Origin of the sequence: Pseudotabrizicola formosa, from assembly GCF_002900965.1 — a bacterium.
Classification (GTDB): domain Bacteria; phylum Pseudomonadota; class Alphaproteobacteria; order Rhodobacterales; family Rhodobacteraceae; genus Pseudotabrizicola; species Pseudotabrizicola formosa.
This window is the reverse complement of sequence record NZ_PJOM01000002.1, coordinates 745068-759589: the sequence shown is the minus strand read 5'-3', so window position 1 is coordinate 759589 and position 14522 is coordinate 745068. Positions and strand designations below refer to the sequence as shown.

Annotated in this window: 13 protein-coding genes; 6 read left to right on the top strand and 7 right to left on the bottom strand. The window is 64.3% G+C overall.

Annotation, left to right across the window (positions count from 1 at the left end):
* Positions 1-537: 537 nt before the first annotated feature.
* Positions 538-1653 (bottom strand): 3-dehydroquinate synthase, encoded by a 1116-nt coding sequence (gene aroB, locus CXR43_RS07675; protein ID WP_103333424.1) that lies wholly within the window; start codon positions 1651-1653, stop codon positions 538-540.
* Positions 1650-2198, bottom strand: coding sequence for a shikimate kinase (locus tag CXR43_RS07670; protein WP_267134631.1), 549 nt, complete (start codon positions 2196-2198; stop codon positions 1650-1652). Before CXR43_RS07670 ends, aroB begins: the two co-directional genes overlap by 4 nt.
* A 307-nt stretch (positions 2199-2505) precedes the next feature.
* Here CXR43_RS07670 and CXR43_RS17860 point away from each other — a divergent pair, with 307 nt between their 5' ends.
* Genes CXR43_RS17860 through CXR43_RS07655 form a run of 4 tightly spaced genes read left to right on the top strand, consistent with a single transcriptional unit; the run spans position 2506 to position 6536 of the window.
* The gene (locus tag CXR43_RS17860) at positions 2506-2649 is read left to right on the top strand and encodes a hypothetical protein (RefSeq protein WP_168219744.1); all 144 of its coding nucleotides are present in this window, start codon (positions 2506-2508) and stop codon (positions 2647-2649) included.
* A gap of 13 nt (positions 2650-2662) precedes the next feature.
* Complete coding sequence (locus tag CXR43_RS07665; protein ID WP_246831309.1) at positions 2663-4216, top strand: hypothetical protein; 1554 nt, start codon at positions 2663-2665, stop codon at positions 4214-4216.
* Complete coding sequence (locus CXR43_RS07660; RefSeq protein ID WP_103333421.1) at positions 4213-5178, top strand: tyrosine recombinase; 966 nt, start codon at positions 4213-4215, stop codon at positions 5176-5178. Before CXR43_RS07665 ends, CXR43_RS07660 begins: the two co-directional genes overlap by 4 nt.
* Positions 5179-5231: 53 nt before the next feature.
* Entirely contained in the window at positions 5232-6536 is a 1305-nt protein-coding gene (locus tag CXR43_RS07655; protein ID WP_103333420.1) for an HlyC/CorC family transporter, read from the top strand.
* A 33-nt stretch (positions 6537-6569) separates the two neighbouring features.
* On the opposite strand, the gene CXR43_RS07650 is transcribed toward CXR43_RS07655, so the two are convergent.
* Positions 6570-8111, bottom strand: coding sequence for a helicase HerA-like domain-containing protein (locus CXR43_RS07650; protein ID WP_246831308.1), 1542 nt, complete (start codon positions 8109-8111; stop codon positions 6570-6572).
* 461 nt (positions 8112-8572) lie between these two features.
* Here CXR43_RS07650 and CXR43_RS07645 point away from each other — a divergent pair, with 461 nt between their 5' ends.
* Positions 8573-9235, top strand: coding sequence for an invasion associated locus B family protein (locus CXR43_RS07645; protein ID WP_103334102.1), 663 nt, complete (start codon positions 8573-8575; stop codon positions 9233-9235).
* A 58-nt stretch (positions 9236-9293) separates the two neighbouring features.
* Here the strand turns inward: CXR43_RS07645 and CXR43_RS07640 are convergent, their stop codons facing one another.
* From CXR43_RS07640 to CXR43_RS07625, 4 genes are read right to left on the bottom strand one after another with little or no spacing between them, the layout of a single operon-like run.
* Positions 9294-10496, bottom strand: coding sequence for a beta-ketoacyl-[acyl-carrier-protein] synthase family protein (locus CXR43_RS07640; RefSeq protein WP_103333419.1), 1203 nt, complete (start codon positions 10494-10496; stop codon positions 9294-9296).
* A 6-nt stretch (positions 10497-10502) separates the two neighbouring features.
* Positions 10503-10766 carry an acyl carrier protein gene (locus CXR43_RS07635; protein ID WP_103333418.1) on the bottom strand — a complete coding sequence of 88 codons (264 nt, stop codon included), beginning with the start codon at positions 10764-10766 and terminating at the stop codon, positions 10503-10505.
* A 40-nt stretch (positions 10767-10806) separates the two neighbouring features.
* Entirely contained in the window at positions 10807-11886 is a 1080-nt protein-coding gene (gene lpxD / locus CXR43_RS07630) for a UDP-3-O-(3-hydroxymyristoyl)glucosamine N-acyltransferase (protein WP_103333417.1), read from the bottom strand.
* Positions 11887-11928: 42 nt separating this feature from the next.
* Positions 11929-13545, bottom strand: a complete 1617-nt coding sequence (locus CXR43_RS07625; RefSeq protein WP_103334101.1) for a L,D-transpeptidase family protein — start codon at positions 13543-13545, stop codon at positions 11929-11931.
* 321 nt (positions 13546-13866) lie between these two features.
* Here CXR43_RS07625 and mepK point away from each other — a divergent pair, with 321 nt between their 5' ends.
* Positions 13867-14436, top strand: a complete 570-nt coding sequence (mepK, locus tag CXR43_RS07620) for a peptidoglycan L,D-endopeptidase MepK (RefSeq protein WP_103333416.1) — start codon at positions 13867-13869, stop codon at positions 14434-14436.
* Positions 14437-14522 lie beyond the last annotated feature (86 nt).

Here is a 14522-nt window from a genome sequence, read left to right as displayed (position 1 = left end):
GAATCATCCTGTGCAGGTGGTGTTGTGTGGTGGGCAGGTTTCGCAGCCTGTCCGCTCTGGTTTGTCCTGACAAAGGGCCATATCTGGGCTGCGGCGTCGTCCGGGTCGCACCATCTGGTTCGATTGGCAGTTTCATGCCGCGCGGGAAGGATGACATTTATTTGTTTCAATTTCCGGTCTATAGTGTTTCCTCAAGCGCAACGAGGGGAGGCCGTTATGCAAGCTATCTCTGCCGGCGGCTATGTCGTGATCACGCTCATCATGTTGGCGATGACCATTCAGACCTACCGATTTGAAGCGAGTGGCGATGGTAGCCCCGTTCATGCCGGTCAGCCCGATGTGGTTTACTGGGGGCGATAGGGCCAGGACGCCGCCGGGCGCGAGCCTCGGGTCAGCGTCTGCGCCGCATCATTTGCGACTCCCGCACAGGGCAAGACTGCAGAGCACGGCCAATGGAATGACGGGCGCGCGCAACTCTGGCAAGTGGCCGTCAGGGAATTGGCACCGGGGACCTGCACGTCACCGTCGGGAATTACATTAGCCTCGCGCTGCAAGCGCCTCTGCCAGAAGGGTTTTCACCGTTTCCGCCGGGACATCTGACGCCACGAAAGCTTCGCCGATGCCGCGGGCGAGGATGAAGCGCAACTGGCCGTCCACCACCTTTTTATCCTGACCCATCAGCGCCAGCAGCGCGCCCGCGTCCGGCAGATCGCCGGGGATGTCGCTCAGGTCCACCTTGGTGCCCATGGCGCGCAGATGGGCGCGCACCCGGCTGGGGGCTTCCTGCGCACACAGGCCCAGCCGCTGCGACAGCTCGAAGGCCAGCGCGCAGCCGATGGCCACGCCTTCGCCATGCAGCAGCCGGTCGGAATAGCCGGTGGCCTTTTCCAGCGCGTGACAGAAGGTATGGCCGAGGTTGAGAAGCGCGCGTTCGCCTTCCTCGGTCTCATCCCGGCTGACGATGCCGGCCTTCATCTCGACCGAACGGCGCACGGCATATTGGCACAAGCCACGGTCCCCGGCCATGCCGGGGGCGTTTACCTCCAGCCAGTCAAAGAAGGCCGCATCGCCCAGCAGCCCGTATTTCACCACTTCGCCATAGCCCGCGAGAAAATCACGCGGGGCGAGCGAGCCAAGCACATCGATATCGGCCAGCACCACGCTGGGCTGGTGGAAGGCGCCGACAAGGTTCTTGCCCTGCGCGGTGTTGATCCCGGTCTTGCCGCCAACCGAGCTGTCAACCTGTGACAGCAAGGTGGTGGGGATCTGCGCAAAGCGGACGCCGCGCCGCAGCACGGCCGCCGCAAATCCTGCCAGATCGCCGATCACGCCGCCGCCGAAGGCCACGACCAGATCGCGCCGCTCGATCTTTTGCTCCAGCAACCATTCGGTGGCGCGGGCAAAGTCCGGCCAGCCCTTGGTGCCCTCGCCCGCTGGCAAGGCGAGCGCCGTCGCCTCGATGCCAGAGGCGGCGAAAGACGCGAGCAGCCTGTCCAGATGCAGCGCCGCCACGGTTTCATCGGTGACAATCGCCACCTTGCGCCGCCGCAGGAAGGGCAAAAGCTGCGCCCCGGCCGCGTCAATCAGGCCGGGCCCGATCCGCACCTCATAGCTGCGGGCGCCCAGATCGACCGGAACCACATCCATCGTCATGTCTTGTCTTTCTCCAGAACGTCGGGGCGGGAACCAAGCGCTGTGATCACCCGCTCTGCCATGCCTTCCACCGACAGGTCGGCACTGGCATCCACCGTGATATCGGCCTGACTGTAATAGGGCACCCGCGCATCATATAAGGCGCGCAGGGTTTCACGCGGGTTCGCAGTGCGCAGCAAGGGGCGTGTTGCCTTGTGCCGCACCCGGTTCCACAACAGATCCAGATCGGCGCGCAGCCAGACGGCAATTCCCACATCGGAAATGAGACGGCGGTTGCTGTCGGCAAGATAGGCACCGCCCCCCGTCGACAGCACGCAAGGCGGACCGCGCAACAGCCGGGCCAGCACTTCGGATTCGCGCGCCCGAAAGAACGGCTCGCCATCACGCTCAAAGATTTCGGTGATCGACCGGTTGGCCGCGCGGACGATTTCATCATCCGAATCAAGAAAGGGCACGCCAAGCGCTCGCGCCAGGGCGGTCCCCACGGCGGTCTTGCCCGCCCCCATCATCCCGACCATGGCGACCGTCTTTTTCAGGCGTGCCACGCTGCCTCCTTCGGTTCCGTCTCCGGCGCTTCCGTTTCCGTCGATTTTCAGTCCCCGGGCGGACCCGTCTTGCCCTGTCCATCCTCGGCCCGGCTGCAAGAGCGGCGTTTCGCCCGCATCACGCGCATTTTTTTGTTCATGGCGTGAACTCGGCGCGAATGCCATATACAATCGCAAAGAAATCATCCGGAGGCGGCGAAGATTGCGCTGCTTTGCGTGTGGCAAAAGACGTAAGACAGACAGAGCCTCTGTGGCAAGACGACGGGATGAACCCGTGGCGCGCAGGACATCGGGCTGAAAGGGCAGAATGACAATGGTGGGGCGTATCCTCAAAGCGGTGGTGATCTTGGGACTGTTGGGGTTTGCGGCCCTGACCGGCTATGCCTATCTGGCCGATCTGTCGCCTGACCAGAGCCAGGTCACGGTTCCGGTGACGCTGAATGCCGACTGAGACCAGAGGTCTTGTGGCACGCTTTCCCGCGTTGTGCTGCGCGCTGACCCTGATGGCCGTGCCGGTCGGGGCCCAGACCCCGTTGTCGGCCATTGATTGGTTGTCCAGTTCCGTGGCCTCGCCCGCCGGTTCGGCCATCGGATCACCCGCTGAAACCGTCAAGCGCGACGAGGCACCGGTCACCAGCGGCGGTGCCTTGCCACAGGATGTGGCGGTCAGCGTTCTGGACGCGCCGTCGCCCGATGCGATCGGTCTGCTTTCGCCTGCCACCACCGGCCTGCCCCGCGATCTTTGGGGCATGGGGCTGGAAGAAGAGGTGCGCACTGCCATCCTGCGCGAGCGTGGCGATCAGCTGCCCGCGCTGCAGGCGCTGACCGTGACACTGATGCTTGCCGAAGCGGTGCCGCCCCCCGACAGCACCGGCAAGGGCACGCTGCTGCTGGCGCGGATCGACCGGCTGCTGGCGCTGGGGGCGCTGGATCAGGCGGCAGCGCTGCTGCGCGCCGCACCGACCGGGGACGCGGAACTCTTCCGCCGCGCCTTTGACGTGGCCCTGCTGACCGGCAACGAAGACCGGGGCTGCCAGATGATGCAGGCGACCCCCAACCTGGCCCCGACCTTTCCGGCCCGGATCTTTTGCGTGGCGCGCTCGGGCGACTGGAACGCGGCGGCGCTGACGTTGCGCACCGCCCAGGCGCTTGGCTATGTCACCGAAGAAGAGGATTCGCTGCTGTCGCGGTTCCTGGACCCAGATCTTTATGAAGGCGATGCTCTGCCGCCGATTCCCGCCCGGATGACACCGCTGTCCTGGCGCATGTTCGAGGCCATCGGCGAGCCGCAGCCAACCGCCAGCCTGCCGCTGGCCTTTGCCCATGCCGAGCTGCGCGACACTGCCGGCTGGAAGGCACAGATCGAATCAGCCGAACGTCTGGCCCGCGCCGGGGTGATCGCGCCCAATGTGCTGTTGGGGCTCTATACCGAACGCCTGCCCGCCGCCTCGGGCGGGGTGTGGGACCGGGTCGAGGCGTTTCAGCGGTTTGAAACCGCGCTGCGGGCAGGCGATCCGGGGGCGGTGGCGCAAAGCCTGCCCGCCGCCTGGGCGCGGATGACCGAGGCCGAGCTGGAGGTACCCTTTGCCATCCTGTTTGCCCAGGATCTGTCGCGCCTGCCGCTGACCGGCCCTGCCGGGCGCATCGCGTTTGAACTGGGCTTGCTGTCACCGTCTTACGAGGCCATCGCAGCGGCCCGCACAGCGGAGTCCCCGCGCGAGGCGTTTCTGATCGGTCTGGCAACCGGGTCGCTGGCGGGCGCGCTGCCGCCAGACTCGCTTGGCCGGGCCATTGCGCCGGCCTTTCTGCGCGCCGGGGTGGCCCCTGAATTTGCCGCCCTACTGGAGCAGCGCCGGATGGGCGAGGCGATCCTGCTGGCGGTGGAAAAAATAGGCCGGGGTGTGCAGGGCAACCTGACGGGCGTGACAGATGGGCTGGCCTTTCTGCGCCATGTCGGGCTGGAAGACATTGCCCGGCGCACCGCGCTGGAACTGATGCTGCTGGAGCGGCGCGGATGACCCCTGGTGCGGCGCGTGCGCCCGACACCGCTGAGGGATGGATTTCCAGCTTTCTGCAGGCGCATGCCGCCGAGCTGGACGCCTCGCGCAACACCCAGCTGGCCTATGGCCGCGACCTGAAGGATTTTGCCACCTGGGCCGCGCAGCGCCGCCTCAGCTTTGCCAGCGTCACGCGTGCGGATGTCGAGGCCTATCTGGTGTCCTGCGATGCCAATGGCTTGTCCAAGGCCACCCGCGCGCGCCGTCTGTCGTCGATCCGGCAGATGTACCGTTTTGCGCATGACGAAGGCTGGCGCGGCGACAATCCGGCCATTCGCATCAAGGGCCCCGGCGCGGTGCAGCGCTTGCCCGATGCCTTGTCGCAGCAGGATGTGACCCGCCTGATGGAGGCGGCGCGCAACCATGGCCGCACCGATGCCGACCGGTCACGGGCGACCGCGCTGCTGGAACTGGTCTATGCCACAGGCATGCGGGTGACGGAACTGGTGGGCCTGCCGGTCGCCGCCGCGCGCGGTGATCCGCGCATGGTGCTGGTGCGCGGCAAGGGCGGCAAGGAACGGATGGTGCCCCTGTCCGGCCCGGCCCGCACAGCGCTTGCCGATTGGCTGCGCCACCGCGATGAGGCCGAAGAGCGCGCCCGCATGGCCGGCAGACCGACCTCGCGCCAGCTGTTTCCCGGCCCCGGGGCAGATGGCCACCTGACACGCCAGCATTTCCACCTGATGCTGAAAGAGATCGCCATCGCCGCCGGCGTCTCTCCGGCCCGGGTCACCCCGCATGCCCTGCGCCACGCCTTTGCCACCCATCTGCTGGCGGGCGGTGCCGATCTGCGGGTGATCCAGACCTTGCTGGGCCACGCGGATTTGTCCACGACCGAAATCTATACCCATGTGCTGGAGGACCACCTGAAAGCCTTGGTGCTGGACCATCACCCTTTGGCAAAAGCAAGCAAGGGTTCTTGAACCAAGGGGCTGCTGCGGTCATAACAGCCCAAACCCCATGAAACGGAAGACCGATGGACCCCAATTCGATTGATGCCGCGTTCTGGCTGACCGCCGCTGCGATCCTGTGCCTGATCGGCATGTCTGCCTTTTTCTCGGGCTCTGAAACGGCGCTCACAGCCTCCTCCCGCGCCAAGCTGAAAACGCTCGCTGACAAGGGCTCTCTGGGCGCAGCATCCGCCATGAAGGTTACCGAGGATAACGAGCGCATGATCGGCGCCATCCTTCTGGGCAACAATGTGGTCAACATTCTGGCAGCTTCGCTGGCCACGGCGCTTCTGACCCGCGTCTTCGGCGATTCCGGCGTGGCCTTTGCCACCATGGCCATGACGATCCTTGTGCTGATCTTCGGCGAAGTGCTGCCCAAGACGCTGGCCATCATCGCGCCCGAAAGCCTTGCCAGCAAAGTGGCCCCGGTGATCCGGGTGCTGATCGTGGTTTTCTCGCCCATTGTCAGCGTGGTGCGCGCCCTGGTGCGTGGCATTCTTGGCCTGTTTGGCGTGAAAGCCGACCCCGAAGGCAAGATCCTGGCCCTGCGCGATGAAATCATGGGCGCGATTGCGCTTGGCCATTCCGAAGGCGCGGTGGAAAAGGAAGATCGCGACCGCTTGCTGGGCGCGCTCGATCTGGGCAGCCGCACGGTGGATGAAATCATGCGCCACCGCCGCCATATCGAAATGCTTGATGCCGACCTGTCCCCCGATGAGATCCTCACCAAGGTTCTGGCCTCACCCCACACCCGCCTGCCGCTGTTTCGCGGCGATGAAGAGAATATTCTGGGCGTTGTCCATGCCAAGGATCTGCTGCGCGAAGTGGACCGGTTGCTGCGCACCACCGATGGCACCCTTGGGTCGGTCAAGGATCTGGACATCGTCAAGGTGGCGATGAAGCCCTATTTCATCCCCGACACCACGGCACTGGATGAGCAGATGCGCGAATTCCTCAAGCGCCGCACCCATTTTGCGCTGGTGGTCGATGAATACGGTGGCTTGCAGGGGCTGATCACGCTGGAAGACATTCTCGAAGAGATTGTGGGCGAGATCACCGACGAATTCGACGTGGTTCAGAAGGAAAGCGCGCTGAAACGGGCCGAAAACGGCGATTATCTGATCGAGGGTCAGATGACCATCCGGGATCTGAACCGCGCGCTGGACTGGAACCTGCCCGATGACGAAGCCAATACCATCGCCGGGCTGGTGATCCATGAGGCGCAGATGATCCCGAATGAGGGTCAGGCCTTCAGCTTCCACGGTTTCCGGTTCGAAGTGTTGCAAAAGCGCGAAAACCGGATCGTGAAGCTGAAACTGCGGGCGCTGTAAGGGGCAAGCCGGGCAGGTCGCCCGGCCCGTGGCTCAGCGTTTGCCAAACAGGGTGCCCAGAACCCCGCGCACCAGCGCCTGCCCTGATCGGGTGCCAAGCTGGCGGGCGAAGCTTTTGGCAAAAGCCTCGCCCACCGAGTCGCTGCTGCGGCGGGTGGTCTTTGGGGCCGGTGCCCGGCCGCTGCCCCCGTCATAGCGGCGGCCGCGGTTGAATGAGCCCGGCGTGTCGGCATTGTCCGGCGGCTCTTGCCCTGCCGCCTCCTCGGCGGCCTTGTGCGCCCGCACCCGCAACCGCTCATAGGCACTGTCGCGGTCGATGGCCGTATCGTATTTCCCCCGCAGCGGTGACATCGCCATCACCTGCGCCCGTGCCGCCGGGTCAATCGGTCCAAGCTGGCTGGACGGTGGCCGGATCAGCGTGCGCTGCACCACACCCGGGCTGCCCTTGTGCTCCAGAAACGAGGTCACCGCTTCGCCGGTGCCCACGTCGCGGATCGCGTCTTCGGTGCTGAACTCCGGGTTGTCCCGATAGGTCTGCGCGGCCATGCGCAGATCCTTCTGGTCCTTGGCGGTAAAGGCGCGCAACGCATGCTGCACCCGGTTGCCCAGCTGGCCCAGAATGGTGTCGGGCACATCGGCGGGGTTTTGCGTGACGAAATACACCCCCACCCCCTTGGACCGGATCAGCCGCGCCACCTGTTCCACCTTTTGCACCAGGGCCTTGGGCGCGTCGGTGAACAAAAGATGCGCCTCGTCGAAAAAGAACACCAGTTTGGGTTTGTCGGGGTTGCCCACCTCGGGCAGGGTTTCGAACAGTTCGGACAGCAGCCACAACAGGAAGGTCGCGTAGAGCCGCGGGCTGTGCATCAGCCGATCCGCGGCCAGAATGTTGATCCGGCCAAAGCCCTGTGCGTCGGTCTGCATCAGATCGGCCAGATCAAGGGCGGGTTCGCCGAAAAACCCGGTGCCGCCCTCATTCTCCAGCACCAGCAAACGGCGTTGAATCGCACCGATCGAGGCAGGGGCCACCAACCCGTACCGCGCGGAAATATCGCCCGCATTTTCGCCGATGAACAGCAAGAGGGCCTGCAGATCCTTGAGGTCCAGCAGCGGCAGCTCTTCCTCATCCGCCAACCGGAAGGCAACATTAAGCACGCCCTCCTGCGCCTCGGTCAGGTCCAGCAGGCGTGACAGCAACAATGGTCCCATCTCGGCCACGGTGGCGCGCACCGGATGACCCTGCGCGCCGAACATGTCCCAGAAGGTCACCGGAAAGGCGCGGTACTGCAGATCCAGCCCGATGGTGGACGCCCGCGCCATGAAGGGCGCATGCAGCTTGCCCGCCGGATCACCGGCCAGTGCCAGCCCCGAAAGATCGCCCTTCACATCGGACATGAAAACCGGCACCCCGGCGGCGGAAAAGCCTTCGGCCAGGATCTGCAGCGTCACCGTCTTGCCCGTGCCGGTGGCCCCGGCGATCAACCCGTGACGATTGCCATATTCCAAAAGCAGAACCTGCGGCTGGCCATGCGCGGCCCCGCCGCCGCCGACGAAAATTGAAGGCTTTTCCGACACCAGCTGTCTCCCTGTTCCAGACGCGGACCCACGCGGGCTGTGCCTGCGCGCACCCCAACCATATCCGCTTGGCGCGTCGATGCCAGCCCGCATCTGGGCACCGCCGGGGCTGGTGTGACCGGCGGCATATCCGGCAGCTCCGTCCCAAATCATGCGGCACTTTGCCATGTTTTACAGGCGATTTTGTGATCATTTGACGGGTTGACGCCTGAGAATTTCCACCGTAGCGTCAGCGCCATGAAGTCGGCCAGTCCGACAGGGAGCAAAAAAACAATGTTGAAAAAGGGCCGGATTGCTGGCCCTTTTTTATTGGCGCACCGCGCGGCCCCTGCCTGCTGAGAGCCGCTTTGCCCCGGGCCCCGGCAGCGCCAGGTCACGCTTTTGCCACCTGACAGGTCTGGCGCAACATGCTACAGCGGCGCCGAGCGGTGAAAACCAAAGCAGTGACAGATGGACGTGACATGACTCTTTCAGCGATCTCTCCCCTTTCCAAATCCCTGGCCCTGGCACTCTTGCTGGCCTCTTCCGTGGCAACGGGCACCTGGGCGCAAGACGCGGCCACCCCGCCAGCCACAGAAAAACCCGCCTCCGAAGAGGCGGCCCCTGCCCCCGCCACCGATGCCCCTGCCGACAGCGGGCTGTCGATGGGCACCGAAGTCACCAATGACGGACCGGGAAGCTCTTACGTCGAGGCCAGCTTTGACGCCTGGGAACAGCGCTGCATCCGGACCGCAGACGGTGCCGATCCCTGCCAGCTGTATCAACTGCTGCGCGATACCGACGGCAATGCCGTGGCAGAGTTCAGCATGTTCAACCTGCCTGCGGGCAATCAGGCAGCGGCCGGTGCCACGGTGATCGTGCCACTGGAAACCCTGCTGACCGAGAACCTTGTGCTGGCCATCGATGGCGGCACGCCCAAGGTCTATCCTTTCACCTTCTGCTCCACGATTGGCTGTATCTCGCGCATCGGGTTCACCGCGGCCGAGGTTGAACAGTTCAAGAAGGGCGCAAAGGCGGTGCTGACCATCGTGCCGGTTGTGGCACCCGAGCAGAAGGTGACGGTTGACCTGTCGCTTGCCGGTTTCACCGCAGCCTATACGGCGGTTTCCGCAACCAACCCCTAAGGCCGTTCGGTCAAGGTAAGCAAAGGCCGCGCCCCTTGGGTGCGGCTTTTTTTTACGCTCAGATCCGGCGCAGCACCAGGACCGCGTTCAGCCCGCCAAAGGCAAAGGCATTGCTGATCGCCACATCCACAGGCGCGTCGCGTGCGGTGTTCGGCACCACGTCCAGCGCACAATCCGGGTCCGCCGCACGAAACCCCAGTGTCGGCGCAAGAACGCCCTCGCGCAGCGCCATCAGGCAGGCCAGCAGCTCCACTGCCCCGGTGCCCCCGATGATATGGCCGTGCGCGCCCTTGGTCGAGGACACCGGCGGCGGGCTTTGCCCAAACACCGTGCGGATCGCCATCGCCTCATTCGCGTCATTGGCCTTGGTGCCGGTGCCATGGGCGTTGATATAGCCCACCTGCCCCGCCGCCAGCCCGGCGTCATCCAGCGCGGCGCGCATGGCACGTACCGCCCCTTCGGCAGAGGGCATCACGATGTCATGCGCGTCAGAGCACATGGCAAAACCCGCGACCTCGGCCAGAATCTCGGCCCCGCGCGCCCGGGCGTGATCATAGGATTCAAACACGAAGACTGCCGCACCTTCGCCCTGCACCATGCCGCTGCGGTCTGCCGAAAACGGGCGGCAGGCATCGGTTGCCATCACGCGCAGGCCCTCCCAGGCCTTCAACCCGCCAAAGGTCAGCATCGCCTCGGCCCCGCCGGTCAGCATCACCGGGGCGGCACCGGAACGCACCATCTGAAACGCCAGCCCCATGGCATGGTTGGAACTGGCGCAGGCGGTCGAGACGGTAAAGGCCGGCCCCTGCAGCCCATAGGTCATGCTGATATGGCTGACTCCGGCAGAGGCCATCAGCCGCGGCACGGTCAGCGGGTGCACCCGGTTCTTGCCCTCGGCATAGACCGCGCGGTAGCTGTCGTCGATGGTGCCAAGCCCGCCGCCCGCCGTGCCCAGCACCACCCCGGACCGAAGGCCAAGCGCGCCGTCAAACTGCAAGCCCGATTGCGCCACCGCCTGCTGCGCCGACCACAGCGCGAACTGGGTCATGCGGTCATAAAGGCTCAGGCTGCGCAGATCGAAATGGTCCGATGCCGTCCAGCCCCGGACCTGCCCCGCCACGCGGATCGACAGACGGTCCACATCGGGGATGTCCAAGGCACCGATGCCCCCCGTTCCGGTAGCAAAGCCGGCAAAGGTCGCTGGCACATCATGGCCCAGGGCGTTGATCGTGCCCGCGCCGGTAATGACAACCCTGTGCATCAGCGCTCAGGCAGCCTTTTGCGACACAAGGCCTTCGACTGCCCGCACAATCGCGCCCACCGAAGACAGGTCGAAATCCTGCTTGCCAGGGTCGTTGGCATTGAACGGGACAGAGATATCAAACGTCTCTTCCAGCGCAAAGATCAGCTCGACCATGGCCAGACTGTCCAGCGCAAGCTGATCCAGCCTTGTGTCAAGGGTCAGATCGGCGGGGTCGAGCAGCGCCTGTTCGGCAATGATCCCGATGATGGTCTGTGCGGTCTGGGTCATGCGATCATTCCTTCCTGTTCGCGCAACATATAGGAAGCGTTCATGACTTTTGAATGACTTTCTCGATTTCGGCAACCTTCGCTGCCAGACGCGGCAGGCGCCGCAGCGCCTTTTGCATCTCGACATGGGTTTCCAGCTTCACCGCCGGATAGCCCAGCAGCACCCGACCCGCGGGCGCATTGGTGAACACCTTGGTGCCGCCGCCGCAGATCACATCATCTCCGACAAAGATATTGTCATTTACCCCACATTGCCCCGCCAGCACGACCCGGTTGCCGATCCGCGCCGATCCGGCAATGCCGACCTGCCCGCAAAGCAGACAATCGTCGCCCACCTGCACGTTGTGGCCAATATGAACAAGGTTATCCAGCTTGGTGCCATTGCCGATGGTGGTGTCGCGGATCGTGCCCCGGTCAATACAGGCATTCGCGCCGATTTCCACATCATCCCCGATGGTTACGGACCCTAGTGAATGTATCCGCGTCCAGCTTTGGGCGCTGATTTCGGCGCGTTGGCCCAAGGTCTCGCGGATCTCCTCCACCCCGGACTTTTCCGGTGTGACAAAGGAAAACCCATCCGCCCCGATCACCGCCCCGGGCTGGCAGATCAGCCGGGCCCCGATGGTCACCCGCGCGCCGATCCGCGCGCCCTGCAGGATCAGGGCATCGGGGCCGATCGTGGCCCCGGTCGCAATGCTGACATGGCTGGCAATGCGGGCCTTGGGGCCGATGCTCACCCCCGCGCCGATGGTGACAAAGGGGCCAATCGCAGCACCCGCGCCGATCTGGGCCGTGGGATCAATCACGCTCATCGGGTGCACACCCGGCGCAAGATCGGGGCCGGGGTCGAGCATGCGGGTCAGCCCCGCCATCGCCAGCCGCCCGCGCGGCGCAAAGATCGCGGCCTTCAATCCGAGCGCCTGCCAGTCGGCACCAGGCCAGAGCATGGCGGCCTGCGCCTTGCCCTGCGCCAGACCATCGGCGTATTTCGGGTTCACCGCCAGGGCCAGATCCTGCAACCCTGCCTGCTGCGGCTCTGCCGCGCCCTTCACCATGACATCGCCATCCCCGGCAAACTCTGCCCCAAGGGCGGCAGCAAGATCGGCGATGCGATGGGTCATGGCGATGCTCCTGTCACCACAGCTGTGTGGATGAGGCGGGTTTTAGCCCTGAACGACAGGCAAGACCACCCCGGCCGCCTCAAGCGCCTGAAACAGTTTGGCATCGCGGTCATAGATATCATCGCGATAGGTCATCTGTCCTTTTGCCCCCGGCCAGGCGGTGAAATAGACCAGATGCACCGGCACCTTTTGCTCCAGCTTTACCGTGGTCTCCTTGCCGGTCTTCAGGTGACGCTCAAAATCTCCCTGCGGATCCTCCGATTGCAGTGCCAGCAGCGCATAGGCAAAATCGAACGGATCGGCCAGACGGATGCAGCCGTGGCTATAGGCGCGAACCTCATGGCTGAACAGGTTTTTCGCAGGCGTATCATGCAGATAGATGTTGTGCTTGTTGGGGAACATGAACTTCACCAGCCCAAGCGCATTGCTGTCAGACGGCGGCTGGCGCAGGCCGAAGGGAAAGCTGCGCGCCGAATAGCCGGCAAAATTCACCGCCCCGCGCGGCACCACACGGCCCCGGTTGTCGATCACCTGCAGATGGCTCACCGCATTGGGGTTGCGCTGCAACAGCGGCAGGTATTCCGACACGATGATCGACCGTGGCACCCCCCAGCTTGGGTTGATCACCATATGCGCCATCATGTCGGAAAACTCGGGCGTGCGCTGTGCGGGCACATTCTTGCCCACCACGGCGCGGGTTTCAAAGGTGACGCGGCCCTGATCTATGATTTTCGAGGTGAAATCCGGGATGTTGACCCAGATATGCCGGTCGCCCAACGGGGTATCATGCATCCAGCGCAGCCGCTCCATCGCCACGATCACCGATTTCAACCGCTCTTGCGGGGCGACGTTCAGCGCGGCGAGCGTGGCGGCACCGGCCTTGCCATCGGCGGTCAGCCCGTGATCGAGCTGAAACCGCTGCACGGCGGCCTGAATCGCCGGGTCATAGCTGCGGCTGGCCGATCGGCTCAGATAGCCCATGGCAATCAGCCGGTCGCGCAGGACCACAACATTGTCTCCCGCTTCACCGGGGGCCAGGGACTCCGCGCGCACCACCTGTCCCCAGCCGCCCTGAGCCAGGCTGGCCTCCAGCGCCAGCTTGCTGCGCATGAGCCGGGTATAGTCCGGCGAGGCCGGCACCAGAGCCTGCAGAACCTCTGCCGGGTCGCGGGTCTGCATCTGCGCCAGCAGCCGTGCCGCATCGGGCCGCGTGATTTCGCGCACGATCCCGGAATCCACCGCCTTGGGGTCTGTCGCCCCCGAAGACAGGTCACGCGCATAGGCCAGATAGGCGCGGGTCAGCGCCACCTCGGCCCGGGCGCGGTCTCCTTCGGTCTGCGCGGCCGCGAGCATCGCCGCAAGCCGGGTCGCGTCATAGCGCCCCACTGGCAAGCCGTGATCTGCGGCGCGAGACAGGGCGGCAAACAGGGCTGTCCGACGTTCTACATCGCGCTCTGCCGCGCCGGTCCACAGGGTGTGATAGGCATTGTCCCGATAGAAGGCCGCCACAGCCTCCTCCTGGCTGGCCTCAAGGGCCAGGGTCTGAACAAAGGGGCTGGGCAGGCTTTGTGCCAGCAGCGGCGCCTGCGCGGCAAACCCAAGCAAAGACGCCGACAATGCAAGCCCACGCAGCACAGCCACCCCTGTCAATCCAGTCATCGTGAAATCACCTCTGCGAAATTTTCCCGTATTTTCCCGACCTTCCGCGAAGATGACGGCACTGTCCATTCACGTTCCGGCCAGAAGATCACGCGAGCGCCGGATTTCGTTACTTTCAGGCAACAGTTCTTTAAGAAAAATCCCGCACAGTCACACGGCAACTTTCAGCAATTCTTTGCCGATGGGCGCTCATACGGGAACCGGCGGAGAATCTGTCCTTGGGTTGCATAATATGCTGTGGCATAAGATCTGCACACTTGGGGATAAGTGCAGACGAACCGCCGTCTAGGTGGTCAACAATGCGACGGGACAGGCGTAAGAATGACAGAGACATCAAAGCTGGGGTTTTCGCGGCGTGGTTTGCTGGGCGCGTTCGCCGCGTCGCTTGTGGTTGCGGCTCCGACCTATTCCAACGCTTTCGGCCTGCTGCGCGGTGCGGGCGATATCCGCCGCATCCGCATGTATTCGGGGCGGACAGGGGAAAGCATCGACACGATCTACTGGATCGAAGGCAAGTACATTCCCGAAGTCATGAAGGAAATCAATCACTTCATGCGGGACTGGCGATCCAACGACGTGATCAGCATTGACGCGCGCACGGTGGATATCATGGCGGCGGCCCATCGCCTGATGGATGTGAGCGAGCCCTATATGATGCTGTCGGGCTATCGCAGCCCGCGCACCAACGCGATGCTTCGGTCGCAGTCGGGGGGCGTTGCCCGGAATTCGCTGCACCTCAAGGGGCAGGCCGCCGATCTGCGGCTCAAGTCGCGGTCGGTGGGCCAGATGGCCAAAGCAGCGGCCGCCTGCGCATCTGGTGGCGTTGGAAAATACTCGCGCTCCGATTTTGTCCACATGGATTGCGGCCCGGTCCGCAGCTGGGGCGGCTGAGGCGATTCGGTCAGAACTTTCCGGTTTCTCGTGAAAAAGGCACCCTGCGGGGTGCCTTTCGCATGGGGCGGATTGTTGTCAGAACG

Coding starts and splice junctions, on each gene's coding strand:
- aroB (WP_103333424.1), bottom strand. CDS start 1,653: ATGACGATGGATGTGGTTCCGGTCGATCTGGGCGCCCGCAGCTATGAG.
- CXR43_RS17860 (WP_168219744.1), top strand. CDS start 2,506: ATGACAATGGTGGGGCGTATCCTCAAAGCGGTGGTGATCTTGGGACTG.
- CXR43_RS07660 (WP_103333421.1), top strand. CDS start 4,213: ATGACCCCTGGTGCGGCGCGTGCGCCCGACACCGCTGAGGGATGGATT.
- CXR43_RS07655 (WP_103333420.1), top strand. CDS start 5,232: ATGGACCCCAATTCGATTGATGCCGCGTTCTGGCTGACCGCCGCTGCG.
- CXR43_RS07645 (WP_103334102.1), top strand. CDS start 8,573: ATGACTCTTTCAGCGATCTCTCCCCTTTCCAAATCCCTGGCCCTGGCA.
- CXR43_RS07640 (WP_103333419.1), bottom strand. CDS start 10,496: ATGCACAGGGTTGTCATTACCGGCGCGGGCACGATCAACGCCCTGGGC.
- CXR43_RS07635 (WP_103333418.1), bottom strand. CDS start 10,766: ATGACCCAGACCGCACAGACCATCATCGGGATCATTGCCGAACAGGCG.
- lpxD (WP_103333417.1), bottom strand. CDS start 11,886: ATGACCCATCGCATCGCCGATCTTGCTGCCGCCCTTGGGGCAGAGTTT.
- CXR43_RS07625 (WP_103334101.1), bottom strand. CDS start 13,545: ATGACTGGATTGACAGGGGTGGCTGTGCTGCGTGGGCTTGCATTGTCG.
- mepK (WP_103333416.1), top strand. CDS start 13,867: ATGACAGAGACATCAAAGCTGGGGTTTTCGCGGCGTGGTTTGCTGGGC.